The organism is Stenotrophomonas sp. 05N37, assembly GCF_056397365.1.
In genome coordinates this window covers 380,046-403,916 of the sequence record NZ_JBFTNG010000003.1, presented here as the reverse complement: position 1 = coordinate 403,916, position 23,871 = coordinate 380,046, and the positions used below count along the sequence as shown (strand labels likewise).

General features: G+C 69.1%; 23 protein-coding genes. 11 read left to right on the top strand and 12 right to left on the bottom strand.

The genetic code is table 11. The annotated features are described in order from the left end of the window. Window positions 1-33 precede the first annotated feature (33 nt). Window positions 34-783 carry a TerC family protein gene (locus tag AC1DGC_RS12385; RefSeq protein WP_259209130.1) on the bottom strand — a complete coding sequence of 250 codons (750 nt, stop codon included), beginning with the start codon at window positions 781-783 and terminating at the stop codon, window positions 34-36. Between the two features lie 40 nt (window positions 784-823). Then, window positions 824-1,204 carry a diacylglycerol kinase gene (locus AC1DGC_RS12380; RefSeq protein ID WP_259209133.1) on the bottom strand — a complete coding sequence of 127 codons (381 nt, stop codon included), beginning with the start codon at window positions 1,202-1,204 and terminating at the stop codon, window positions 824-826. Between the two features lie 276 nt (window positions 1,205-1,480). On the opposite strand from AC1DGC_RS12380, the gene AC1DGC_RS12375 reads away from it, so the two are divergent. Then, window positions 1,481-2,185, top strand: coding sequence for an SGNH/GDSL hydrolase family protein (locus AC1DGC_RS12375; RefSeq protein WP_478047970.1), 705 nt, complete (start codon window positions 1,481-1,483; stop codon window positions 2,183-2,185). 94 nt (window positions 2,186-2,279) lie between these two features. On the opposite strand, the gene AC1DGC_RS12370 is transcribed toward AC1DGC_RS12375, so the two are convergent. The 3 genes from AC1DGC_RS12370 to AC1DGC_RS12360 form a co-directional block, all read right to left on the bottom strand. Next, window positions 2,280-3,551 (bottom strand): sensor histidine kinase, encoded by a 1,272-nt coding sequence (locus AC1DGC_RS12370; protein WP_478047969.1) that lies wholly within the window; start codon window positions 3,549-3,551, stop codon window positions 2,280-2,282. Between the two features lie 153 nt (window positions 3,552-3,704). Beyond that, window positions 3,705-4,418, bottom strand: a complete 714-nt coding sequence (locus AC1DGC_RS12365) for a response regulator transcription factor (RefSeq protein ID WP_019182442.1) — start codon at window positions 4,416-4,418, stop codon at window positions 3,705-3,707. 88 nt (window positions 4,419-4,506) lie between these two features. Next, window positions 4,507-5,157 carry an arylesterase gene (locus tag AC1DGC_RS12360; RefSeq protein ID WP_259209144.1) on the bottom strand — a complete coding sequence of 217 codons (651 nt, stop codon included), beginning with the start codon at window positions 5,155-5,157 and terminating at the stop codon, window positions 4,507-4,509. 120 nt (window positions 5,158-5,277) lie between these two features. Here AC1DGC_RS12360 and AC1DGC_RS12355 point away from each other — a divergent pair, with 120 nt between their 5' ends. Both AC1DGC_RS12355 and AC1DGC_RS12350 read left to right on the top strand, forming a co-directional pair. Beyond that, a complete protein-coding gene (locus AC1DGC_RS12355; protein ID WP_259209146.1) occupies window positions 5,278-5,880 on the top strand; it encodes an ABC transporter ATP-binding protein in 603 nt (200 codons plus the stop codon). Further along, window positions 5,877-8,363 carry an ABC transporter permease gene (locus AC1DGC_RS12350; RefSeq protein ID WP_478047968.1) on the top strand — a complete coding sequence of 829 codons (2,487 nt, stop codon included), beginning with the start codon at window positions 5,877-5,879 and terminating at the stop codon, window positions 8,361-8,363. The genes AC1DGC_RS12355 and AC1DGC_RS12350 overlap by 4 nt, the downstream gene beginning before the upstream one ends. Window positions 8,364-9,112: 749 nt before the next feature. Here the strand turns inward: AC1DGC_RS12350 and AC1DGC_RS12345 are convergent. The 6 genes from AC1DGC_RS12345 to AC1DGC_RS12320 all read right to left on the bottom strand — a co-directional run bounded on the left by AC1DGC_RS12345 (window position 9,113) and on the right by AC1DGC_RS12320 (window position 14,988). Beyond that, window positions 9,113-10,054: a DUF6607 family protein gene (locus tag AC1DGC_RS12345; RefSeq protein WP_478047967.1), complete on the bottom strand. Its 942-nt coding sequence runs from the start codon at window positions 10,052-10,054 to the stop codon at window positions 9,113-9,115. Between the two features lie 70 nt (window positions 10,055-10,124). Further along, window positions 10,125-10,721 carry a Hemin transport protein gene (locus tag AC1DGC_RS12340; protein WP_449335379.1) on the bottom strand — a complete coding sequence of 199 codons (597 nt, stop codon included), beginning with the start codon at window positions 10,719-10,721 and terminating at the stop codon, window positions 10,125-10,127. A 4-nt stretch (window positions 10,722-10,725) separates the two neighbouring features. Further along, window positions 10,726-12,972, bottom strand: coding sequence for a TonB-dependent hemoglobin/transferrin/lactoferrin family receptor (locus tag AC1DGC_RS12335; RefSeq protein ID WP_478047966.1), 2,247 nt, complete (start codon window positions 12,970-12,972; stop codon window positions 10,726-10,728). 173 nt (window positions 12,973-13,145) lie between these two features. Then, window positions 13,146-13,343, bottom strand: coding sequence for a hemin uptake protein HemP (gene hemP / locus AC1DGC_RS12330; RefSeq protein ID WP_019182448.1), 198 nt, complete (start codon window positions 13,341-13,343; stop codon window positions 13,146-13,148). 72 nt (window positions 13,344-13,415) lie between these two features. Further along, a complete protein-coding gene (locus AC1DGC_RS12325; protein WP_478047965.1) occupies window positions 13,416-13,712 on the bottom strand; it encodes a hypothetical protein in 297 nt (98 codons plus the stop codon). A gap of 304 nt (window positions 13,713-14,016) precedes the next feature. After that, the gene (locus tag AC1DGC_RS12320; RefSeq protein WP_478047964.1) at window positions 14,017-14,988 is read right to left on the bottom strand and encodes a potassium channel beta subunit family protein; all 972 of its coding nucleotides are present in this window, start codon (window positions 14,986-14,988) and stop codon (window positions 14,017-14,019) included. A 193-nt stretch (window positions 14,989-15,181) separates the two neighbouring features. Here AC1DGC_RS12320 and AC1DGC_RS12315 point away from each other — a divergent pair, with 193 nt between their 5' ends. Continuing rightward, window positions 15,182-16,480 (top strand): NupC/NupG family nucleoside CNT transporter, encoded by a 1,299-nt coding sequence (locus AC1DGC_RS12315; RefSeq protein ID WP_259209156.1) that lies wholly within the window; start codon window positions 15,182-15,184, stop codon window positions 16,478-16,480. 26 nt (window positions 16,481-16,506) lie between these two features. Then, window positions 16,507-17,472 (top strand): ribokinase, encoded by a 966-nt coding sequence (locus tag AC1DGC_RS12310; RefSeq protein ID WP_394163883.1) that lies wholly within the window; start codon window positions 16,507-16,509, stop codon window positions 17,470-17,472. Between the two features lie 73 nt (window positions 17,473-17,545). Here the strand turns inward: AC1DGC_RS12310 and AC1DGC_RS12305 are convergent, their stop codons facing one another. Beyond that, the gene (locus AC1DGC_RS12305; protein ID WP_394163882.1) at window positions 17,546-18,202 is read right to left on the bottom strand and encodes a phosphatase PAP2 family protein; all 657 of its coding nucleotides are present in this window, start codon (window positions 18,200-18,202) and stop codon (window positions 17,546-17,548) included. 76 nt (window positions 18,203-18,278) lie between these two features. Between AC1DGC_RS12305 and AC1DGC_RS12300 the strand changes: the two genes are divergently transcribed. From AC1DGC_RS12300 to AC1DGC_RS12275, 6 genes are all read left to right on the top strand, one after another. After that, entirely contained in the window at window positions 18,279-19,136 is an 858-nt protein-coding gene (locus AC1DGC_RS12300; protein WP_394163881.1) for a hypothetical protein, read from the top strand. A 51-nt stretch (window positions 19,137-19,187) separates the two neighbouring features. Continuing rightward, window positions 19,188-19,772 carry a hypothetical protein gene (locus tag AC1DGC_RS12295; RefSeq protein ID WP_478047963.1) on the top strand — a complete coding sequence of 195 codons (585 nt, stop codon included), beginning with the start codon at window positions 19,188-19,190 and terminating at the stop codon, window positions 19,770-19,772. Next, on the top strand, window positions 19,769-21,106 hold the full coding sequence (locus tag AC1DGC_RS12290; protein WP_478047962.1) for a YcaO-like family protein: 1,338 nt from the start codon (window positions 19,769-19,771) through the stop codon (window positions 21,104-21,106). The genes AC1DGC_RS12295 and AC1DGC_RS12290 overlap by 4 nt, the downstream gene beginning before the upstream one ends. Window positions 21,107-21,120: 14 nt before the next feature. Next, window positions 21,121-21,867 carry a SagB/ThcOx family dehydrogenase gene (locus tag AC1DGC_RS12285; protein WP_478047961.1) on the top strand — a complete coding sequence of 249 codons (747 nt, stop codon included), beginning with the start codon at window positions 21,121-21,123 and terminating at the stop codon, window positions 21,865-21,867. 169 nt (window positions 21,868-22,036) lie between these two features. Next, a complete protein-coding gene (gene dusB / locus AC1DGC_RS12280; RefSeq protein WP_478047960.1) occupies window positions 22,037-23,029 on the top strand; it encodes a tRNA dihydrouridine synthase DusB in 993 nt (330 codons plus the stop codon). A 10-nt stretch (window positions 23,030-23,039) separates the two neighbouring features. After that, on the top strand, window positions 23,040-23,867 hold the full coding sequence (locus AC1DGC_RS12275) for a methyltransferase domain-containing protein (protein ID WP_259209169.1): 828 nt from the start codon (window positions 23,040-23,042) through the stop codon (window positions 23,865-23,867). Window positions 23,868-23,871: the final 4 nt, after the last annotated feature.

Below are 23,871 nucleotides of genomic sequence, written 5' to 3'. Positions count from 1 at the left end.
GGGGCGACAGCGCGTCTGCGATGCCGCTTCCGCTTACCAGTTGCCGGCACCCGGCACGTGGTGTTCGACGGCGCGGCGGCGCATCAGCAGGTTCAGCCATTCCACCAGCACCGAGAAGCCCATCGCGGCGTAGATGTAGGGCTTGGGCACGTGCACGCCCAGGCCGTCCAGGATCAGCACCGCGCCGATCAGCAGGATGAAGGCCAGGGCCAGCATCTTCACGGTGGGGTTGGCATCGATGAAGCGGCCCAGCGGGTTGGCCGCCAGCAGCATGACCGCCACCGACAGCAGGATCGCAGCGACCATGACCGGCACGTGGTCGGCGATGCCGACGGCGGTGATCACCGAATCCAGCGAGAACACGATGTCGATCACCGCGATCTGCGCGATCACCATGCCGAACACCGCCGAGGCCTTGGTGGTGGTGGGGTCTTCGTCTTCGCCGCCGGTGATCAGCTCGCGGATTTCCATGCTGCCCTTGATGATCAGGAACAGGCCGCCAAGGATCAGCACCAGGTCGCGGATGGAGATGCCGATGCCGGCCACGGTGAACAGGTTGGCTTCCATGTGCGCCAGGTAGGCCAGCGACACCAGCAGGGCGATGCGGGTGATGCAGGCCACCGCGATGCCGAGCTTGCGTGCGAACGGACGGCGCGCTTCGGGCAGCTTGCTCACGGCGATGGAAATGAAGACCAGGTTGTCGATGCCGAGCACGATTTCCAGGGCGCTCAGCGTGAACAGGGTCAACCAGACATTCGGGTCGGACAGCAACTCAAGGGACATGGACGGGGATCCTTACAAGGGGAAATGAGCCGGGGGCAGCTCAGAAAAGGCGTGGCAGCAGGACCAGGGCCCAGCACAGCAGGACATTCATCATCAGCACGAACACCGCCGCCGAACCCATGTCCTTGGCGCGACCAGCCATCTCGTGGAACTCGCTGCCATAGCGTTCGATCACCGCTTCGATGGCCGAGTTGGCCAGTTCCATGGCCAGCACCAGCAGCATCGAGCCGATCATCAGCGCGCGCTCGACCGGGGTCTGGCCCAGCCACAGCGCCAGCGGGGCCAGCACCACCAGCAGGTAGACCTCCAGGCGGAACGAGGATTCATGCAGCCAGGCCGCCCGCAGGCCCTGCCAGGACCACACCGCGGCCTTGAAGATGCGCTTGGGGCCGCGCGGCATGTGCCCGATTTCATCAGCCACGGACGCACGCTCCGTGCTGCGGCGCGGGCCGGGACGAGGGGAACAGCGCGCGACGAGGGGTCATGGGCATGGCTGAATGGGCAGGCAATCCGTCATTTTGCCACAAGCCCGCCGGGGGATCGTCGAAGGCGCCGGGCGGGCGGGCGTGGTAATGGGCCCGGTGGGAAGCGCCGGGCGCCCGCCACGGCGGGTAAAGCAGGCGGCGGTGGCAGCTTCTATGATGGGGCGTCACCCCATCCGGGCGCCGCAGAGGGCGCCAAGCCGAGGAGCCTGCCGATGCGTTACCGCTGCACCCGCCCCCTGTTGCTGGCCCTGGCACTGGGCGCCACCCTGCCCGCCGCCGCCCTGTCCCCGCCGCCCGCACCGCACGTGCCGACCGAGGTATCCAACGTGGCCTGGGCGCAGGACATGGCGGCCTTCGCCAAGGCCGACGCAGCCAGCCCGCCACCTCGCGGCGGCATCGAGTTCATCGGCAGTTCGTCAATCCGGATGTGGGACACGCTGGCCACCGACTTCCCCGGCCAGCCGGCGTTCAACCGCGGCTTCGGCGGTTCGGAGGTGCGTGACAGCACTTGGTATGCGGGCCAGATCGTGGTGCCGTACGCGCCGTGCAAGGTGTTCTTCTACGCGGGCGACAACGATCTCAACAGCGGCCGCAGCGCGGTGCAGGTGCGCGACGATGTGCTGGCGTTCGTGCAGCGGGTGCACCGCGACCTGCCGGAGACGACGGTGGAGTACATCTCGATCAAGCCCAGTCCGTCGCGCGCGAACCTGCTGCCGGCGATCAACGAGGCCAACGCGATGATCAAGGCGGCGCTGGCCACGCTGCCGAACACGGGCTACACGGATATCTACGCGCCGATGCTGGGCAGCGATGCGCAGCCCCGCGCGGCGCTGTTCCGCGAGGACATGCTGCACATGACGCCAGAGGGGTATGCGATCTGGCGGAAGGCGTTGGCGCCGAAGGTGACGTGCGATTGAGGCAACGGCGGACGCGGGTTTGCCGAGGGGTGGCCGCGGTGGGTGAGGCCGCGGCCCCCCGGCCAGAACCCTCCGCCGTGGCCCTGACGCTCCCCTACCGGTACAACACAGCCGCCTGCGTGCCCTGCCCCAGCTTGCTGTCCAGACTTACCTTCCAGCCGAACCGGTCGCACAACCGCCGCACGATCGACAGCCCCAGCCCCGTGCCCTGCGGCCGCGTCGGCTCGGCCCGGTAGAACGGCTCGAACGCCCGGCTCAACGCCTCGGCCGACATGCCGATCCCCGTATCGCGCACCACCACGCGGTCCTCCAGCACATCCACGTCGATGCGGCCCTCGTCGGTGTAGCTGCAGGCATTGCGCAGCAGATTGCTCACCACCACCTGCAGCACCCGCGGCGGCGCATGCAACTGCACCGGGCCCACGCTGTGCAGGAAAATCTCCACCGGCCGCCCCGCCATCAGCTCGCGTGCGTTGTCCACCTCGTAGCGCACGATCTCGTTGACGTCGAACAGCTCGACCTGCGGCTCCACGTCCGCCTCGCGCGCCAGGATCAGGAACGCATCGATCACCGCTTCCATGTCCCGGCCCGCGCGCTGGATGCGGTTGAGGCTGCGCTGCAGCCGCGGCGACAACTCGTGATCGCCCAGCGCCATGTCGCTGGCCACCCGGATCACCGTCAGCGGCGTACGCAGTTCGTGGCTCGCATCGCGGGTGAAGTTGCGCTCGCGCGCCACGTGCGCGGTCACCCGGGTGGCCAGCGAATGCAGCGCCGCCGCCAACTGCCGGGTCTCGCCCTGCATGTCCGCCGGCAGCTTGTCCGGGGCCAGGTCGGACGCCTCCGGATGCCCCGGGTTCCAGCGCGACACCCGCCGCGCCAGCCAGTTCACCGGCGACACCAACCGCTTCGACGCCCGGTAAGTGATCCACGTGACCCCGTACACCGCCAGCAAGGTCAGCAGCACCGGCACGATGCCGAACCAGAACGCCAGCATCTCTGCGCGCGAGCGCAGGAACACCAGGTACAAGCGGCCCTCCGGGCGTGCATCCACCAGCACCAGCTGATCGTCGGCCTTCAGTTCATGGAAGCCCGGCGGCAGCGCGCGCAGGTTGGCCGGCAGGTTCAACGGCGAGCGCCCGGTCTCCAGCAGGTAGCCGCGGATGTTCTGCGTGTTCGGCGGCGGCTGCATCGGCGAGGCATCGTAAAGCTGCCAGTAGTACGCCGCCTCTTCCTTCAGCGCGCTGCTGACCAGGCTGTGCTTGATCACCAACGACACCAGCCAGGCGCCCAGCAGGATGCCCAGGCTGGCCAGCACGGCTTGGAGGATGAAGACGATGCGTATCTTGCGCGGCAGACCGTGCGGCATTACGGGATCCAGAGCGGTTCGCGGCGATTATAGGAAAGCGCGCCGTGATTCCATCGTGCAAAAAACGACAACGACCCGGCAGGGGCCGGGCCGTCGTCTCGATCGGGGCCCCGCAGGACCCCTCCGCTCATGCGCCTGCCACGAGGATCCGCGTCAGCTCATCGGCTGGGCGATATCGGCAATGCGGTAGCCGGCACTCTGCACGGTGTGCAGCAGCGGACGGTCGAACGGCTTGTCGATGATCTTGCGCAGGTTGTACAGATGGCTGCGCAGGGTGTCCGAATCCGGCAACCCGTTGCCCCAGATCTCGCGCTCGATTTCCTGGCGGGTCACCACGCGCGGCGATTCGCGCATCAGGATCGTCAACAGGCGCAGGCCGATCGGCGACAGCTGCAGCTCGGTGCCGGCGCGGGTGGCCCGCATGCTTACCGGGTCGAGCACCAGGTCGGCAACCTTGAGCACTTCCGACCCGACCTGGCGACGCTCGCGGCGGATCAGCGCACGCAGGCGTGCCTCCAGCTCCTGGATCGCGAACGGCTTGGTCAGGTAATCGTCGGCGCCGAAGCCCAGGCCGGTCAGCTTGTCGTCCAGCGTGTCGCGCGCGGTCAGCATCAGCACCGGGGTCGACTTGCGGGCGTCATTGCGCAGCCGGCGGCAGACTTCGATGCCGTCCAGTCGCGGCAGCATCAGGTCCAGCACCACCACGTCATAACTGTTCTCCGCCGCCAGCCGATAGCCGTCCAGCCCGTCCTGGGCGTAATCGACCTCGAACCCGCGGCCTTCCAGATACTCGCCGATCATCTCGGAGATATTGCGGTTGTCCTCGACCACCAGCACGAGGCCGGAGGTCTCCTTTGTCTGACGCATGGGATTCCCTCTTTCTTCAGCTTTGTGAAACATGCCGTATCGGCGGTGGAGGCGGTGTGAAGTAGCTCACATGGAATCGAATCGCGGATCAGAGCAGGGGCTTGAGGTGCGGCCAGACGTTGTCCAGCACCTTCGGCTGGGCCGCCGCGGTGGGGTGCAGGCCGTCGGACTGCATCAGCGCCGGCTGCAACGCCACCCCGTCCAGCAGGAACGGCAGCAGCGCCACCTTGTACTGGCTGGCCAGCCCGGCATAGACCTCCTTCAGGCGCTGGCGATAGGCCGGGCCGTAGTTCGGCGGCACGTCGATGCCCAGCAGCAGGACCTTGGCCCCGGCCTTCTGGCTGGCCACGATCATCTTTTCCAGGTTGCCGCGCAACTGCGCCGGGTTGAGCCCGCGCAGCGCATCGTTGCCCCCCAGTTCGATCACCACCACCGAGGGCTGGTGCCTGGCCAGCAGCGCCGGCAGGCGGGTCAGCGCCCCGGCGCTGGTCTCGCCGCTGATGCTGGCGTTGACGATGGTCGGCACCGGCTTGACCTGTTGCTTAACCCGCTGCTGAAGCAGGTTCACCCAGCCCGATTCGGCCGGGATATTGTGGGCGGCACTGAGGCTGTCCCCCACCACCAGCACCGCCGCGCGCGTGTCGGCACCTTTGGCACAGGCCAGCACCGGCGCCAGCAGCAACCATGCCAGCAGCCACACCATCGCGGCCGCGCGTCCCTTCCCTATCGTTGCGTACATTGGAGAATCCTCATCGACAGCCTGTCCCCCCGCAGCGCTCCCGTCGCCATCGCCGCCCTGGATGTGGGCAAATCCGCGCGTGGCCCGGAGGGTGAAGTCCACATACTGGACAACATCGGCATGACCGTCCATGAAGGAGAGAGCATTGCCATCGTCGGTGCCTCCGGGTCGGGCAAGACCACCCTGCTCGGCCTGCTGGCCGGACTGGACCTGCCCAGCCGCGGGCAGATCTCCCTGGCCGGGGCCGACCTCAACACGCTCGACGAGGAAGCGCGCGCCCAGCTGCGCGCGCGCGAGGTGGGCTTCGTGTTCCAGAGCTTCCACCTGCTGCCGGCGCTGACCGCCGAAGAAAACATCGCCCTGCCGCTGGAACTGGCCGGGCGCGAGGACCCGGCGCGGGTGCGCGAGGTGCTGGAGCAGGTCGGGCTGACCCACCGGGCACGCCACTACCCGCGCCAGTTGTCCGGCGGCGAACAGCAGCGCGTGGCCCTGGCGCGGGCGTTCGTGGCGCGGCCGCGGATCCTGTTCGCCGATGAGCCCACCGGGAGCCTGGACCAGGCCACCGGCCAGCAGATCAGCGACCTGCTGTTCGCGCTCAACGCCACCAGTGATACCACTCTGGTGCTGGTGACCCACGACCTGCGCCTGGCGCAGCGCTGCGAGCGCGTCTATCGCCTCGACGGCGGCCGGCTGGTCGACAGCCCGTCCGGCGTGCCCGCATGAATGTCGTCAAGCATGCCGCGCGGGCGCTGCGCCGCGAGTTCCTGGCCGGTGACCTGCTGACCGTCTTCGCCGCGCTGGTGCTCGGCGTGGCGGTGATGACCGCGGTCGGCACGCTGGTCAACCGGGTCACCCTGGCCTTGACCGGCAGCGCCGCGGAGATGCTCGGCGGCGACCTGGGGCTCAACGCGCGCGACGACATCCCGGCCGCCTTCGCCGAGGCCGCGCGCGAACGCGGGCTGGCCAACACGCGCATGGTCAGCTTCCCCAGCGTGCTGTTCCATGGCGATGCCAGCCAGATGGCCAACATCAAGGCGGTCAGCGCAGGCTACCCGCTGCGTGGCCAACTGCTGGTGAGCCGCAGCCTGCAGGGGGGAGCCAACGAGGCCGCCACCACGCCGCCCGCCGGCCAGGCCTATGCCGATCCCCGGCTGATGCAGGCGCTGGGCCTGAAGGTGGGCGATGCGCTGGAGTTCGGTGCCGGCCGCCTCACCGTCACCCGGGTGCTGCAGGCCGAGCCGGATACCTCCGGCGAGCTGATGCAGTTGTCGCCGCCGCTGCTGGTCAACCGCGCCGACGTCGACGCGGCCGGCCTGCTCGGGCCGGGCAGCCGCGCCTCCTACCGGATGATGTTCGCCGGCCCACCGGCCGCGATCGCCGACTTCCGCGCGTGGCTGGCACCGCAGGCCAAGGGCTACCGCATCGTCGGCATCGCCGACACCCAGCGTGGGGTGCGCGGTGCGTTCGACCTGGCCGGGCGCTTCCTGTCGCTGGCGGCGCTGCTGGCGGTGCTGCTGGCCGGCGTGGCCACCGCGCTGGCCGCCAACCGCTTCGCCCTGCGCCGGATCGACCAGGTGGCCATCCTGCGCTGCCTGGGCGCACGCCAGCGCGACATCCTCAGTGCGATGGTCCTGCAACTGGTGATGCTGGCGGTGCCGGCCTGCCTGGTCGGTATCGGGCTGGGCATGGCTGCCCAGGCCGGGCTGGTGCAGGCACTGGGCGGGTTGATCCCCAACCGGCTGCCGCTACCGCAGGCCACCCCGGCCCTGACCGGCGCCGGGATCGGCCTGGTCCTGCTGCTGGGCTTTGGCCTGCCGCCCCTGTTGCGCCTGCGCCGGGTACCGCCGATGCGCGTGCTCAACCGCAGTTTCGCGGCGATGCCGCCCAGCTCGCTGCTGGTCTACCTGGCCGCACTGGCCGCCACGGTGGCGCTGACCGTGCAGGCCACCGGCGACGTGAAGCTGGCGGCCTGGGTGCTGGGCGGGTTGGCCGCGTTGGCGGCCCTGGCCGGGGCGTTGGGCGCGCTGCTGCTGTGGCTGCTGCGCGGCCTGCAACCGCGCCTGCGCGGGCGCTGGAAGCTGGGCCTGGCCGCGCTTACGCGCCGCCGTGGGCTGGCGGTGATGCAGCTGGTGGGCCTGTCGCTGTCGCTGTGCGCGCTGTTGCTGCTGTCGGTGATCGGCCCGGGCCTGCTCGCGCAGTGGCGCGACCGCTTGCCGGTGGACACGCCCAATTACTTCCTGATGAACATCCAGCCCGAGCAGCGCGCGACGGTGCTGAACACCCTGCAGGGGCTGGGGGTGGTGGCCCCGGGCATCGAGCCGTTCAGCACCGGGCGCCTGCTCGCGGTCAACGACCGTCCGCCGCAACGCCAGCAACGCGAAGACAACAGCAACGATGACGATGACGCCAACCGCCCGGTCAATTTCTCCTGGCGGCATGACTTCCCACCGGCCAATACCCTGTTGAGCGGTCGCTACTGGACGCCCGACAGCACCGCGGCGGAGGCCTCGATCGAACAGGGTTGGGCCGAGCGCTACGGCATGAAGCTGGGCGACACGGTGACCCTGCAGATGGGCGACCAGCAACGCAGCTTCACCGTGACCAGCATCCGCAAGGCCGACTGGGATTCGTTCCGGGTCAACTTCTTCCTGCTGCTCAACGAAGGCGCGGTGGGTGATGCGCCGTACAACCTGATCACCGCCTTCCACCTGCCGCGCGCGCAGGCACCGCAGCTGGCGGCGCTGACCCGCGACCAGCCCAACATCTCGCTGCTGGATATCGACGGCATCCTGCAGCGGGTGCGCGAGGTGGTCGACCGGGTGACCCAGGCGGTGCAGCTGGTGATGGGCTTCAGCCTGCTGGCCGGCGTGCTGGTGCTGTTGGCCGCGCTGCAGGCCACCGCCGGCGAGCGCCGTTACGACAGCGCGGTGCTGCGCACGCTGGGCGCCACGCGCACCCAGCTGCGCGGGGCGGTGCTGGTGGAGTTCGGTGCGCTGGGACTGCTGTCGGCCTTGCTGGCGGTGGGCACGGCGGCGCTGTTGGGCAGCGTGGTGGCCCGGCAGGTGTTCGAGCTGACGCTGAGCCCACCGTGGGCGCCGTTGCTGGCCGGCGGCGCGATCGGGATTGCATTGAGCATGCTGGCCGGCTGGTGGGGCACGCGGCGCATCCTGCATACGCCGCCGGCGTTGGCACTGCGCGAGGTGTGAGGGCGATGCGCGCCGGGGCGGTCAGCATCGGTAGTGCCGAGCCATGCTCGGCAGCAACGTTCCTTTGTCGCCGGACGCTACGGCGGTGATCGAGGAAGAGCAGCCGAGCATGGCTCGGCTCTACCCGGTCTGCAGATTCCGTCGGGCCGACCCACCCGGTGGGTCGCGGGTGCGTCGGATTCGGTAGTGCCGAGCCATGCTCGGCAGCAACGTTCCTCTTTCGCCGGACGCTACGGCGGTGATCGAGGAAGAGCAGCCGAGCGTGGCTCGGCTCTACCCGGTCTGCAGATTCCGTAGGGCCGACCCACGCGGTGGGGCGCGGGTGCATCGGATGCGGTGGTGCCGAGCCACGCGGTGGGTCGCGGGTGCGTCGGATTCGGTAGTGCCGAGCCATGCTCGGCAGCAACGTTCCTCTTTCGCCGGACGCTACGGCGGTGATCGAGGAAGAGCAGCCGAGCATGGCTCGGCTCTACCCGGCCTGCAGATTCCGTCGGGCCGACCCACCCGGTGGGTCGCGGGTGCGTCGGATGCGGTGGTGCCGAGCCATGCGGTGGGTCGCGGGTGCGTCGGATGCGGTGGTGCCGAGCCATGCGGTGGGGCGCGGGTGCGTCGGATTCGGTAGTGCCGAGCCATGCTCGGCAGCAACGTTCCTCTTTCGCCGGACGCTACGGCGGTGATCGAGTAAGAGCAGCCGAGCATGGCTCGGCTCTACCGGGCTTGCAGCTTTGGTAGCCGAGCGTGGATCGGCTCTACCGGGCGGGGTCGGCGGGCGCCTTCTCCACCCACTGTTTGAACACCGCGTCGATCTTCGCGTCCTTGACCTGCTTGCCGTCCTGGATGTCCTGGGCCTGGGTGAACAACGGGATGATCATCGCCATGCCGTCCAGCTTGGTCTTCAGGTGTACGCCCGGGGCCTGGCCGAGGAAACCGTCCCAGCGCTGGCGCACCTTGGCCCAGTAGCCCGACGTTGCCGCCCAGTAGTCGTAGGCGGGTTTGAAGTCGACCTCGGTGGTTGTGTTGTAATCGTTGAAGCCGAACTCGCGGGCGATTTCCTGCTGGCTGCCGTCGGCATTGCGCAGGATCTTGGTGTTGAACTGCTCGTGGGTCCAGCCGTTGGGCGTGAGGGTGTGCCGGTTGATCACCGCCAGCGCGTTGTAGTCGCTGCGCCGGGTGTACTCGCGACGCGGCAGCGGGCGCCAGCTCAGGTCGCTGGTCCAGGTGGCCACGCCATGGTCGTAGGCCCATTTGCCGGTGCCGCAGTAGCGCGGCGCGTCGCTCACTTCATACACGCACTGGGTCCACGCGCCGGCATTGACCGCGGCCGGGATGGCGCGCACCTGCCAGGTCTGGTCGGCGCTGAACTCGAAGCGGCTCGGTGCCTGATAGACCCAGTCCTGTCGCCAATGCTTGGTGACGTGGCCGCTCTTGGCATCCACCAGCAGGTGCTGCAGCACCACGCGCGTGGGCGTGTCCTCGACCACGATCACCACCTCGTTGCCACCGCTGCGCACGGCCGGCGCACGCTCGTAACCCGGCTTGAGCAGGACGGTTTCGTCGAAGGCGAAATCGACCACGTATTCCCCCTTCATCGCCAGGATGCTGTCGTGGTCGCGCTGCAGCGTGGAGGGCTGGGCGTAGGCGGCCGCACTGCTGGCAAGCAGGATCGCTACGCTGGCGGTCTGGAATGTCATCTGGTTTCCTTCAGGAGTGGCGTGCAGAACGTTCTGGCCATCGCTGGCCGATCAAGAATCCCGGGGCCGATCACAACCGCACCCACGGCGCCTCGGTGGGATCACGCCGCGGCGGCGCAAGGCGTGCCGCCGAGGCGCAGCAGCAGTCGTCGATCCACAGCTCGCCGTCGGCGCCCTCGACGTGGGCGATGCGGCGCGCGGCACTGGCCCCCAGCGAGGACAACGCGGCCAGGCTGGCCGACAACCCCTGGCCATCGCCTGCGTGCAGCCGCAAGGCGCACATCCGCCACGGTTCGGCGCCCAGGCGCGTGGCCAGGCGGCGCCACAGGCGTTCGGCCACGCCGCCGTCGTTGACCGGTTCCGGCCGCGCGGGGAAGGCCGAGACCAGGCGGTCCCAGGCCAGGAAATCGCTGTCGGGCAGCAGGTACAGCCGCCAGCAGCAACGGCCGCGTGCGTCGGCGAAGCACAGGCTCTCGCGGATGCCTTCGCTGTCCATGCCCTGGCAGGCGTGCGCGGAGACGGCGTGTTTCCAGCCGCCCAGTTCACTGCTGTCCGGGCGGTACAGGCACAGCACGGTGCCCAGGGACGCCAGCTGCCGCGCGGTGGGAAGGCGACCGGGAAATACTGCCGGGTCGGTCGATCGCAATGCGGACAGGGCGCGGCTCATAGGGCTACCAGCTCACGGAGAGATTGGCCGACACGGTGCGGCCGGGGTTGGTGAAGCGGTCGATCACGGTGCTGTTGGTGGCCAGTGCCGTGGTGATCGCCGAGTAATCGATGTAGGTGCGGTCGCCGAGGTTGAATACGCCCACGTTGAGCTTCGCGCCCGGGGCGAATTCCCAGTGCGCCATCAGGTCCAGCACGCCGTAACCGGCCGGGGCGAACGGTGCGCTGGCACCGACGGCCGGCGGCAGGCGGTCCTTGCGCCTGGCGAAGGTGCCGGCCAGTTCCACGCCCCAGGTGTCGCGATCGAAGGCGATGCCGACGGTGCCGCGCAGCGGGTCGATCGACTCCAGCGGCACGTCCTCGGTCTTGTTCTGGCCCCGCGACCAGGCCACCGCGCTGTTCAACGACCAGCCTTCCAGCGCGCTGCTCAGCTGGCCGACATCCACGCCGGCCTTCAGCTCTGCACCGTAGATCTCCGCATCGGCCACGTTCTGCGACTGGAACACGATCAGGCCCTGGCTGTTGATGCCGACCTGGCGCTGGGACTCGATGAAGTCCTGGTAGTCGTTGTAGTAGCCGCTCACGCTGACGTAGGCGGCCGGGCTGCTGAAGCGCACGCCCAGTTCCAGGCCGTCGCTGGTTTCCGGCTTGAGGTCCGGGTTGGGGATGGCGGTGTAGCCGAACATCACGTTGGTGAAACCCAGGTTGACGTCGTTGTACGGCGGCGACCGGAACCCGTGTGCGTACCCGGCGAACAGCGACCACTGGTCGGCGAAGCGCCACACCATGCCCAGCTTGGGCGACACGCTGGTCTTGGTCAGGTCGGACACGGCCACGCCGGGATTGTCGGTGCCGAAGATCCCGTCCACGTCCGGGCGCAGTTCGTAGTGGTCCACGCGCACGCCCGGCACGAGCGACACGCGGCCGTCGGCGAAGCGCATTTCATCCTGCACGTACAGGCCCAGCTCGGTGGTCTTGCTGATCGGGAAATCGCGGACCGGGAAGGTGTCGGGCAGGATCATCCTGCTGACCGTGCCGTTGGCCGATACCTGGTAACCGTCGCGCTTCTGCCGGGTGTCGGTCCAGGTGCCTTCGACGCCGTAGGTCAGGTCATGCTCGACCGTGCCGGTCTGCAGGCCCTTGTGCAGCACGGCCTGCAGGCCGTACACGCGCTGGTCGAAGTTGAACGTGCGATCGCGCAGGCTGGCGGTCGCGCCGCGGCCACGATCTTCGACGGTGCGCTGGGTGGTCTCGCTGTCCTGGCGATAGATCTGCCAGGACAGGTCATCGGCGAAGGCCTGGCCGAGGTTGTCCATCTGGTGGGCAAACGACACGCGGGCGCGGGTCTGGTGGTCGTGCGCCTTCATCGCGGTGGTGGTCGTGGCCGACGGCGGCGCCGCGGTGGTCGGCGCGACCGAGGACAACACGTTGGTGTCCACGCTGTCTTCGTTGCCTTCCACGGTCAGCTTGAAGCGCTGGTCCTCGCTGGGCGCGAAGACCAGCTTGCCGAGCAGGCTGCGGCCATCGCGGTCCTGCGGGTTGGCGGCGGTGCGGGTGCTGTTGGTGCTGCGCACGTCACCGTTGCTCTCGGTTTCCTGGCCCTGGCGGTGGTTGATGTTGACCATGCCGCTCCAGCGTTCGCCGCCGAAGGCGGTGGTGGCGCCGCCGTACAGGCCCTTCCACTGGCCGTCGTAACCGAATTTCAGGCCGACGTAGCTGTCCTTGCCGTCCTTGAGGTAATCGGCCGGGTCCTTGGTGACGAAGGCGACCACGCCCCCGAGCGCGTCCGAGCCGTACAGGGCGCTGGCCGGGCCACGCACGATCTCGACCCGCTTGAGCGTCTCCAGGTCGGTGAAGTTGCGGTTGGCATCGGAGAAGCTGCCGATCGCGAAGGCCTTCGGCATGGCGATGCCGTCGGTCTGGATCAGCACGCGGTTGGCGTCCAGGCCACGGATGCGGAAGCCGCCCAGGCCGAAGCGGGCCGGGCTGCTGGTGACCGAAATGCCCGGCTCATAGCGGACCAGGTCCTTGATGTCGCGCACCAGGTGATCGTCGAGCTGCTCGCGGTCGATCACATCGACGGTGGCGGCCACGTCGCTGAGCGCGCGCTCGGTGCGGGTGGCGGTGACCTGCACGCGGTCGAACTCGCGCGCGTCGGGCGCGGCATCGGGTGCGGCGGAGGCAGCGGCACTGGCAGCCATGGGCAGCGCCAGCCACAAGGCGGCGCTCAGGGCGTTCGGACGGATCTTCATGAGGGGGGGCGGGGATCGGCTGGGCGCGGAAGGAGACCCCCGACCGGCGTCGAGGACCGAAGTCGCCGGCGACGTGTCGAGGGGGAGAGAGCGGTGGACCGAGGCGGGGCCCGGGACGGCAGCGGTCGCGCGGCGGCGCGACGGCAGGCCCGCCCGTGGGGGAGGCAGCGCCGTTACTTGGTCAGGATCAGCTTGTCGTTGCTGGTATGGCGCAGGCGATAGAAGCGGTCGCCGTGCTGGATCAGGATTTCGCGGCGGCCCTTGAGCAGGGCTTCGCTGTCGATGACTTCTTCGGGCGGGACCACGCGGACCGGACGGTCGCGGAGGGTCAGCGTTTCGGGGCGCAGCAGTACAGCAGCTTGAGTGTTCATCGTCTGGACTCGTGCGAGGGACGACTTAAATGATAATGATTCTCAGTTGACAATCAACAACCATTCTCAACTTTATTGATGGAATTGATGATGGAATTCGTTATTCCGATTGATGAGATCAATCAAAAGCCAGCGAAGGCAGCACCGATCGCCCGGTAGAGCCGAGCCATGCTCGGCTGCGGCGCCGGGATGGCCGGGATTGCCGATTACCGGGTTGCCGATTACCGGGTTGCCGATTGCCGGGTTGCCGATTGCCGGGTTGCCGGGTTGCCGGGTTGCCGGATTGCCGATTGCCGATTGCCGATTGCCGGTTGCCGAGGTGCGGGGCTGAGGGATCTGGGGGTCTGTGGGGGCATGCAGCCGAGCCATGCTCGGCTGCGGGGCCGGGATTGCCGATTGCCGATTGCCGGGTTGCGGGGTTGCCGAGCTGCGGGGCTGAGGGATCTGGAGGTCTGTGGGGGATGCAGCCGAGCATGGCTCGGCTCTACCCGGTCCCGCCTCGTTCGCGCCCCGTTCCCGTTCCCGTTCCAGTTCCCGTGCCCGTTCCAGTTCCCGTCCCGTCCCGTTCCAGTTCCGGTCCCAGTCCCAGTCCCAGTCCCAGTCCCAGTCCCAGTCCCAGTTCCGGCCCCAGTCCCAGTCCCAGTTCCGGTCCCGTCCGCCCCCTCCCCTTCGGTCAGGCGAAAATCGCGTCGACCTGCTGCCACGTGGCGTCATCGACCTGATCAAGCAGGTCCAGCGCGCCCAGGTTCTCTTCCAGCTGCCCCACCCGGCTGGCGCCGAGGATGACGCTGGAGACGTTGGGGTTGCGCAGGCACCAGGCGATCGCCAACTGTGCCGGCGACACGCCGAGGCTGGCGGCCAGGGCGGTGTAGCGGCGCACGGTGTCCAGGCGGTTGCCGGACGGGTCGCCCAGCACCTGGTCCTTGAGCCAGCCCAGCTGGCCCTGGCCGAGCCGCGACTGCGCGTCCACGCCGTCGTTGTACTTGCCGGTCAGCAGGCCAGAGGCCAGCGGCGACCAGATCGTGGTGCCCAGGCCCGGGTCGGCATACAGCGACGCGTACTCGCGCTCCACCCGCTCGCGGTGCAGCAGGTTGTACTGCGGCTGCTCCATCGAGGGCAGGTGCAGGTGCTGGGCACGGGCGATGGCCACCGCTTCCTGGATCTGCGCGGCCGACCATTCCGACGTGCCCCAGTACAGCACCTTGCCCTGGCGGATCAGGGTGTCCATGGCCTGCACGGTCTCGGCGATGGGCGTGTCCGGATCCGGGCGGTGGCAATAGTAGAGGTCCAGATAGTCCACCCGCAGCCGCTTGAGGGCGGCATGGCAGGCATCGGTCACATGCTTGCGCGACAACCCGTGCTGGGTGGGGCGCGGGTCGTCGACGGCGCCGAAGAACACCTTGCTGGATACGCAGAAGCCATCGCGGGGCAGGCGCAGGTCGGCGATCACATCGCCCATGACCTGCTCGGCGCGGCCGCGCGCATAGCCTTCGGCATTGTCGAAGAAGGTGATGCCATGGTCCCAGGCGCTGGCGATCAGGTTGCGGGCCTCATCGCGGCCGATCTGGTCGCCAAAGGTGACCCAGGCCCCGAAGGACAAGGCCGACAGCTTCAGGCCGGTGGATCCAAGACGCCGGTAGTGCATGGGGGTTCTCCTCTGCTGCAGGCCCGCATCCGGGCCGGAACGATGCCCGTCAGTGTAGCCGGCTGGACCGCGCGAACCCTTGTGGATACTTGCCCGATCACGGCCGATGGGGACCTGGACGCTGCTTTTCCTTGCCCGGACCCTGCCACCGCTATAGGCTTCCCGTTTTTCGCGGCGCCCCAAGGGAAGTCTCATGGTCGATGGTTTGGGCAGGATTGGCTTCGGCCTGTTCGGGTTGGCAGTGCTGATCGGCATCGCCTGGCTGTTCTCGAACAACAAGCGCGCCGTGGACTGGCGCCTGGTGGTGACCGGCATCGCCCTGCAGATCGCGTTCGCCGCGGTGGTGCTGCTGGTGCCCGGTGGCCGCGACGTGTTCGATGCGCTGGGCAAGGGCTTCGTCAAGATCCTGGAGTTCGTCAACGCCGGCTCGACCTTCATCTTCGGCAGCCTGATGGACACCAGCAAGTTCGGTTTCATCTTCGCCTTCCAGGTGCTGCCGACGATCATCTTCTTCTCGGCGTTGATGGGGGTCATGTACCACCTCAACGTGATGCAGGGGATCGTGCGCGGCATGGCCTGGGCGATCACCAAGGTGATGCGCGTGTCCGGCGCGGAAACCACCAGCGTCTGCGCCAGTGTGTTCATCGGCCAGACCGAGGCGCCGCTGACGGTGCGCCCGTACATCGCCAAGATGACCCAGTCCGAGCTGATCACCATGATGATCGGCGGCATGGCGCACATCGCCGGCGGCGTGCTGGCTGCCTACGTGGGCATGCTCGGCGGCGACGACCCGGTGCAGAAGGCCTTCTACGCCAAGCACCTGCTGGCGGCCAGCATCATGGCCGCGCCGGCGACCCTGGTGGTGGCCAAGCTGCTGGTGCCCGAGACCGGTACCCCGCTGACCCGCGGCACGGTCAAGATGGAAGTGGAAAAGACCTCCAGCAACATCATCGACGCGGCGGCCGCCGGCGCCGGCGACGGCCTCAAGCTGGCGCTGAACATCGGCGCGATGCTGCTGGCCTTCATCGCCCTGATCGCCCTGCTCAACGCCCCGCTGACCTGGCTGGGCGAAGTAAGCGGCCTGCAGGCGATGATTGGTCGCCCGACCGACCTGTCGACCATCTTCGGCTATGTGCTGGCCCCGATCGCCTGGGTGATCGGCACCCCGTGGGCCGACGCCAACACCGTCGGCTCGCTGATCGGCCAGAAGGTGGTCATCAACGAGTTCGTGGCGTATTCCAAGCTGTCGGAGATCGTCAACGGCCAGGTGCCGGGGGTGTCCCTGTCCGAGGAAGGCCGCCTGGTCGCGACCTACGCGCTGTGCGGTTTTGCCAACTTCAGCTCCATCGCGATCCAGATCGGTGGTATTGGTGGCCTGGCCCCCGAGCGTCGCCACGATCTGGCCAAGTTCGGCCTGCGCGCCGTGCTCGGCGGTACCATCGCCACCTTCATGACGGCGACCATTGCCGGCGTGCTGACGCATTTCAGCTGATATCCGTTCTTTGAGAAACAGTCTTTATGAGTAGCAGTGTCGTCGTAGTCGGTTCCTTCAACGTGGATCATGTCTGGCGTTGCGAGTCGCTCCCGGCCCCGGGTGCGACCATCGCCGGGCGCTACAGCACCGGCCCCGGCGGCAAGGGCTTCAACCAGGCCGTGGCTGCCCGCCGCGCCGGTGCGGCGACCACCTTCCTGTGCGCGCTCGGCGACGACGCCGGTGGTGCGATGGCGCGTGGCCTGGCCGAGCAGGACGGTTTCGCCCTGACCGCCGAGGCCAGCAGCGAGCCGACCGGCACCGGCGGCATCTACGTGGACGCCCGCGGTCGCAACACGATCGTGATCGGCCCCGGCGCCAACGCGGCGCTCAGCCTGGACTTCGTGCAGGCCCAGCGCGCGCTGCTGGGCCGCGCCAAGGTGGTGCTGGCGCAGTTGGAGTCCCCGGTGGAAACCATCGAAGCGGCGCTGGCGCTGGCCCGCGAGGCCGGTGCCACTACCGTGCTCAATGCCGCCCCGGCCGACGCCCCCTCCAGCATCGGCCTGCTCAAGCTGGCCGACGTGCTGACCCCGAACGAGACCGAGTTCGCCGCCCTGCTCGGCCGCCATGTCGGTGAGCGCGTGGACGCCAACGACGTCGCCGCCCTGGACGGTGCCAGCCTGCATGCGTTGTGCCGCAAGCTGGTCGGCAACGGCACCGTGGTGGTCACGCTGGGGGCGGTGGGTGTGTTCGTTTCGCATGCCGAGGAAAACCTGCGCGGCGACACCCAGCCGTATTACCGCGTGGGTGCCGAACAGGTACAGGTGCTGGACACCACCGGTGCCGGCGACGCGTTCAACGGCGCGCTGTGCGCCTCGATCGCGCAGGACGGCGAGGCGGCCTTCATCCGTCACGTGCGCTTTGCCAACCAGTTCGCGGGCCGCTCCACCGAGAAGGAAGGCGCCGCCGTGGCGATGCCGCACTTCACCCCGGGTGATGTCGAGAACAAGTAAGCGTCACCGTCGTGGATAGCGAGGCCAGCGTTCGCGCTGGCCTTTTTTTTTGCTTCATCGCCGTCCGCGCCGCTCAGCCGACTGGCCGGCGCGGCCTGCACACGCATCGCGCGATCAACCCCGCCAGCGCACCGAGCAACAGTCCCGCAAGCACGTCCAGCAGATCGTGCTGCCAGGTGGTCACGGTCGACAGCAGGATCAGGCCACAGGCGCCGTGCCACAGCCAGCGCAACGCCGCCGCCTCCGTCCGCAGCACCTGCCGCCAGGCCTGCCAGACCAGCACCAGTACCGCGGCATGCAGCGACGGCGCCATGTTGAACGGCGCCTCGAACGCGCGCAGCTGGGCGAACAGCAGTCCACTGGCGCCGTCCGGCTGCGGCAGGTGACGGATATTGCCGGTTGGCCAGCACACGAAGGCAAGCATGCAGCCGGCCTGCACCAGGGCGATGGCCACCGCGTGGCGGCGCAAGGCCGACCGGGTCGGGCAGATGAAGAACGTCAGCGGGTACAACAGGTTCAACGCCAGGTAGGGCCAGATGGTCCACGCCCAGAACGGGATCGCATCATCCCAGCGACCATGCAGGGTATGGGTCTGGGCCTGGCTGGCCGCCCACTGGTTGGTCCAGCTGTAGCCATGGATGAACATCGCGCCGAGCAGCAGCATCCACAGCAACGCCTCGCGCCAGGGCGGCGGGGGGACCGGAACGTTGGCAACAGGCAGTGTGCGCACGCGCGCACCGTAGCAGAACGTGGCGCGCCTGTTTGCCGTTATTCTTGGGTTTCAACCGATACACGGACCGTACGCAGTGGCAGCAGCAGGCAGTCCCGAACACGCAGTGGCGCAGGCGGACGAACCGCGCTGGACGCGCAATCCGGCCTGGGCCCTGTTTTCGCAGACCCATGCGCAGCGTCAGCTGTTGCTGGTGTCCGGTGGCGCGGACGAGCTGTACGTGGTCGACGAGGCCGATACGCCGACAGCCGTCGAGCGGATCCTCGGCCATTGGCAGGACGACACCCTGGCGATCCTGCAGGACGATGCCGACTGCGGCCCCGCGGTCCGCCAGTTGATCCGCCTCGGCGTGCTGGTGCCGTTGCAGGCAGTGCCCACGGTGCGGCGCTATGCACTGGACTGGCTCGGCGATCCCCTGCCCGGCCTGGCCGACGCGTTCGACCAGCAGGGTGGCGCGGCGCTGCAGCGCGTCGATGCCGTCGCCGATGCCGACCTGCTGGTGCTGGTCCGGCATGGGCTTGGCTGGGAAGCGGCCTTGACCCGGTACCGCACGCAGATGCCGACCCAACCGCACCTGCTGCTGGACCTGAGCTATCACCACACGCTCGCGCTGGGGCCCTATGTGGTGCCGGGCCAGAGTGCCTGTGTGTATTGCCTGGGCAACCGGGTGCTGCGCCGCTGGGGCGAGGCGGCAGTGCCGGCGATGCCGGCGGTCGCGGCGAAACCGGCACGGATCGCGGCACTGGTCGCGCCGTTGCTGGATCAACCCCAGCTGTTGCTGGGCTACTTCGAACGCACCGTCTGGCTGGACCTGCATCGCCTGCATGGCGAGCGCGACCGGGTGCTGCGGCTGCCGTGGTGCCCGGCCTGCCAGCGCGGCGACGCACCCTTGCCAGCGCCGCTGTCGTTGCCCTGGGACGCCGGGCGCCCGTGATACTGTGGCCCACGCGCCGGGCGTTTCCGCCTCGGTCAATGGAGTGACCGTATGTATCGCCTGCCCAACCAGTTCGACGCCAGTGCTTCGCGCCAGGACCTTGCCGCGGCAGGCGGCGGCTCGACCTCGACCACCTGCAGTTCCTGCATCGTCACCCTGCTCGGCACTTCGGTGCTGTCGGCGGTGGTGCTCGGCGGGCTGCAACCGGTTGCGCCCGCGGCCGCCGGCAGTGACGCACACGCCCCGGTCGTCGCCGTCGCCCCCCCGACAGGCACCGACCACGACACCCCGCAACCTCGATCGCAGTTGGACCCGTCCAGCACCGCGCATCCGGACCTTTCCGACAGCGCCGCCCATGTAGTGCCGGCAGCCGGGATGAGCCGCACCAGCCGGGTGCTGCTGGGGCTGTTCGCCTTGCCGCTGGCGGCGGCCGGCGGTGGCCTCTTCATGGGCATCGCCAACCCGATATTCGGCCTGTTCGTCGCGGTCGGGGTGTATGTCGGGATCTACGCACTCATCTACGAGCGCTCGGGGCGTTCGCTCGGGCGCGGCATCGGCATCGGCATCGCGCTGCTGCTGGGCCTGTTCGTGGTCGGCGCGGCCGAGATGATGCTCTGGCTGAGCGTCATGAAATGAGCCGCTCCGCCGTCGACGCGGCGGACCCGGAAACCCCCACGCTGTCGTCGCACCTGCTGCATGGCGCGGCGCGTCCGCGCTGTGGGCTGGTCCGCCCGGCGCAGGCGATCGACGCCAATCCCTGTGATGACACCGGCCCGTTGTTCGAGGGACGCCGGGTCCACAATGCCGCCACCCCGGCCGACCCGGCCAACCCCTGGCAAGGGGTGTCAGGCGCGGTCGCGCTGGACGCCGATGCAGCCGCCGATGGCGCGGTCGCCGAGGCGCTGGAGCGGCTGGCGGCGGCGCAGGTGGGCCTCGAGGTGCGTCGCCGTGATGCGCTGACGCCCGCACAACACCGGGACGAAGCGACGTTCGCCCTGTTCTCGGCACGTCAACGCGCGACGCCCGGCTTTCCGTGGCCGATGCCCGAACGCGATGACGATCTGTTCGCCGCGGTGCATGCGCTGGATGACAACCGGGTGGTTTGGGTGCCGCAGGAACTGGTGGGACTGGGGCCGCGCAGCGGCCAGGCGCGGCTGCCGTCGACCTCCAGTGGGCTGGCCGCCTGGCGGGATGGCCGTGATGGCGCCTGGCTGGCGCTGCTGCGCGCCGCCCAGGAGCTGCTCGAGCGCGATGCGCTGGCGGTGACCTGGCTCAATGGCGTGGCCGGCCGGAGGATCGTCCTGCCGGCGCCATGGCATGCCCACGCAAGCGCGCGCGGTGGCGAACTGCAGGCCTTCGACCTGACCCAGCAGTGGAACCCGCACCCGGTCATCGCGGTCGCCGGTGGCATCCCGTTCGACGGCCGCCCACGCAATGTACTCGGCATCGCCTGCCGCGCCGATCCGGGCGAGGCGCTGCACAAGGCGCTGCTGGAATGGCAGCAGTCGCTGACCTTCGCCGCGCATCTGTGTGGCCGCGAACGTGCCCGGCTGCCGCGCGACCCGGCAGCGCTGCGCAGCTTCGACGAACATGCCGCGTTCTACACCCTGCGCCCGGACCTGTGGCCGCAGCTGCCGCTGCTGCGGGATGCAGGCGCCAGCCCGTTGACCCTGCCGCCGCCCGACGCCGCCCTGCGCCCGCCGGCGCAGCGCGCGATCGCCGAGCTGGATGCGCTGCGGCGGCGGCTCGGCCATGCCGGCATCGCGCTGTACTACCGCGAGTTGACCACCGCCGACGTGGCCGCGGCGGGATTGCGGGTGATGCGGGTGCTGTCGCCCCAGCTCAGTGGCCTGCATGCCGACGAGCGCGCGCCGTTCCTCGGTGGCCGGTGCCAGGACGTGGCCTGGCGTTATCCCGGCGTGCCGCACGGCGGTGCGTTTCCCAACCCCTTCCCGCATCCATTGGGCTGATGCCCGAGGACCGCATGCCGTCACCGCCTTCCCCCTGGCAGGATGCCCCGTTGTTCCATCTGTTCTGGCACAACGGCGAACTCAACCCTGCGCGCGCCGAGGTGATGCGCGCGCGCATCGCCGACGATGCCGCACGCGCTGGCTCGCCGCCGCGGCCGTTGCATGCGGCCGGCGGCATCGCCCTGCCGGACCCGGTCCACCCCGATGACGCCCTGGCGCAGCGCCACAGTGGCCGCCGTTTCGGGGACGCACGCTGGGGCGCGCAGGAGCTGGGGCGCGTGCTGGCCCCGCTGCGCGCACGCCCCGGTGCCAGCGACACCCGGCGTCTGCCGTCCGGTGGGGCCAAGTACCCGATCCAGGCCTATGCCGCGCTGTACGCCAGCGACGATGCGCTCACCCCGGCGCAGGGCATCCACTGGTACGACCCGCTCGCACACGCCTTGGTGCCGGTGGCGCCGTGCCCGGCGTGGCCGGCGCTGTCCACGCTGCTCGGCGTGGACTGGCCGGAGCGGCCGGCGGCGGTGCTGTTCCTGATCGCCGAGCCGGCGGGCACGCTGGCCAAGTACGGTGAACGCGGTGGCCGCTTCGTGTTGATCGAGGCGGGGGTCTGGCTGGGGGCGCTGGGGCAGGAAGTGGCGGCGATGAAGGCCGCCGGCTGCGCGATCGGCTCCTTCGAGGATGCCGCCGTACTCGACCTGCTCGGGCTGGACCCAAGGCGGCACCTGGCCGTGCTGGCCTATGCCTGCGGCCCGGCGCCTTGAGCACGACCGGGCCCTCACCCAACTGCCCAGCATCCCCGGTCACTGGGGGCGGTGGAACCAAGGGTCAAGCATATGCTCATGACCGTAGCGCATCAGGCCCTGCCGGATCGGCCTGAACAGGGTGCCCGCCCGCGCGTTGGGCACGGCCGCCGCGCTCTACAATGCGCCCATGCAGATTGGCCCCTACAACATCCAGCCCAACGTGGTGCTGGCGCCGATGGCCGGCGTCACCGACAAGCCCTTCCGGCTGCTGTGCAAGCGGCTGGGCGCGGGCCTGGCCGCCTCGGAGATGACCATCTCCGACCCGCGCTTCTGGAACACGCGCAAATCCCTGCACCGCATGGACCATGCCGGTGAGCCGGACCCGATCAGCGTGCAGATCGCCGGCACCGAGCCGCAGCAGTTGGCCGAGGCGGCGCGCTACAACGTCGATCATGGCGCGCAGATCATCGACATCAACATGGGCTGCCCGGCCAAGAAGGTCTGCAACGCCTGGGCCGGCTCGGCGCTGATGCGCGATGAGGACCTGGTCGCCCGCATCCTCAGCGCCGTGGTCGCGGCGGTGGATGTACCGGTCACGCTGAAGATCCGCACCGGCTGGGACTGCGACCACCGCAACGGTCCGCGCATCGCCCACATCGCCGAGGACAGCGGGATCGCCGCACTCGCCGTGCATGGGCGCACCCGCGACCAGCATTACACCGGCCAGGCCGAGTACGAGACCATCGCCGCGATCAAGGCGGCATTGCGCATCCCCGTGCTGGCCAATGGCGATATCGACTCGCCGCAGAAGGCCGCCCACGTGCTGGCGGTCACCGGCGTGGACGCGGTGATGATCGGCCGTGCCGCGCAGGGACGCCCGTGGATCTTCCGCGAGGTGGCGCACTACCTGGCCACCGGCACGCTGCTGGCGCCGCCGTCGCTGCCGGAGGTGCGCGACATCCTGCTCGGCCACCTGCACGCGCTGCACGACTTCTACGGCGAGCCGCAGGGCGTGCGCATCGCGCGCAAGCACCTGGGCTGGTACGCCAAGGACCGCCCCGAAAACGCGGCCTTCCGCGCGGTGGTCAACCGCGCCGACGATGCCGCCAGCCAGATCGCCCTGACCACCGACTATTTCAACGCGCTCGCCGCTGGCGTGCCGCTGTCCTCTGCTGCCTGAGTCCACTGCCATGACCCCGCCGATAGCCGCCCCGACCTACCTGCATGGGTTCTCCAGTACCGAGCAGCACCGGCTGGTGACCCAGGCCCGCCTGTTCGAATCGAGCATTTTCAGTGGCATCGACTACAGCGGTGCCCAGCGCCTGCTGGAGGTGGGCAGTGGCGTGGGTGCGCAGACCGAGATCCTGCTGCGCCGCTTCCCCGAGCTGCACGTCACCGGCGTGGACCTGAGCCAGGCCCAGTTGGACACCGCGCGCGGCAACCTGGAAAAAACCCCCTGGTGCAGCGAGCGCTACGCCCTGCTGCAGGCCGATGCCGGCGACCTGCCGTTCGGCGCGCGCCAGTTCGACTCGGCCTTCCTGTGCTGGGTGCTGGAACACGTGCCGTCGCCGGCGCGCGTACTCAGCGAAGTGCGCCGGGTGCTGGCCCCGGGCTCGCCGGTGTACATCACCGAGGTGATGAACGCCTCGTTCCTGCTCGATCCGTACTCGCCGCACATCTGGCGCTACTGGATGGCGTTCAACGACTTCCAGTACGACCACGGCGGCGACCCGTTCGTCGGCGCCAAGCTGGGCAACCTGCTGCTGGCCGGTGGCTTCCGCGACGTGCACACCGAGATCAAGACCATCCACCTGGACAACCGCGAGCCGGCCCGGCGCAAGACCATGATCGCGTTCTGGGAGCAGCTGCTGCTGTCGGCGGTCGATGCGTTGCTGGAGGCGGGCCTGGTCGACCAGGACACCGTGGACGGCATGCGTCGCGAGTTCAGCCTGGTGCAGAACGACCCCAACGCGGTGTTCTTCTTCTCCTTCGTGCAGGCACGCGCGACGGTGTATTGAAGAC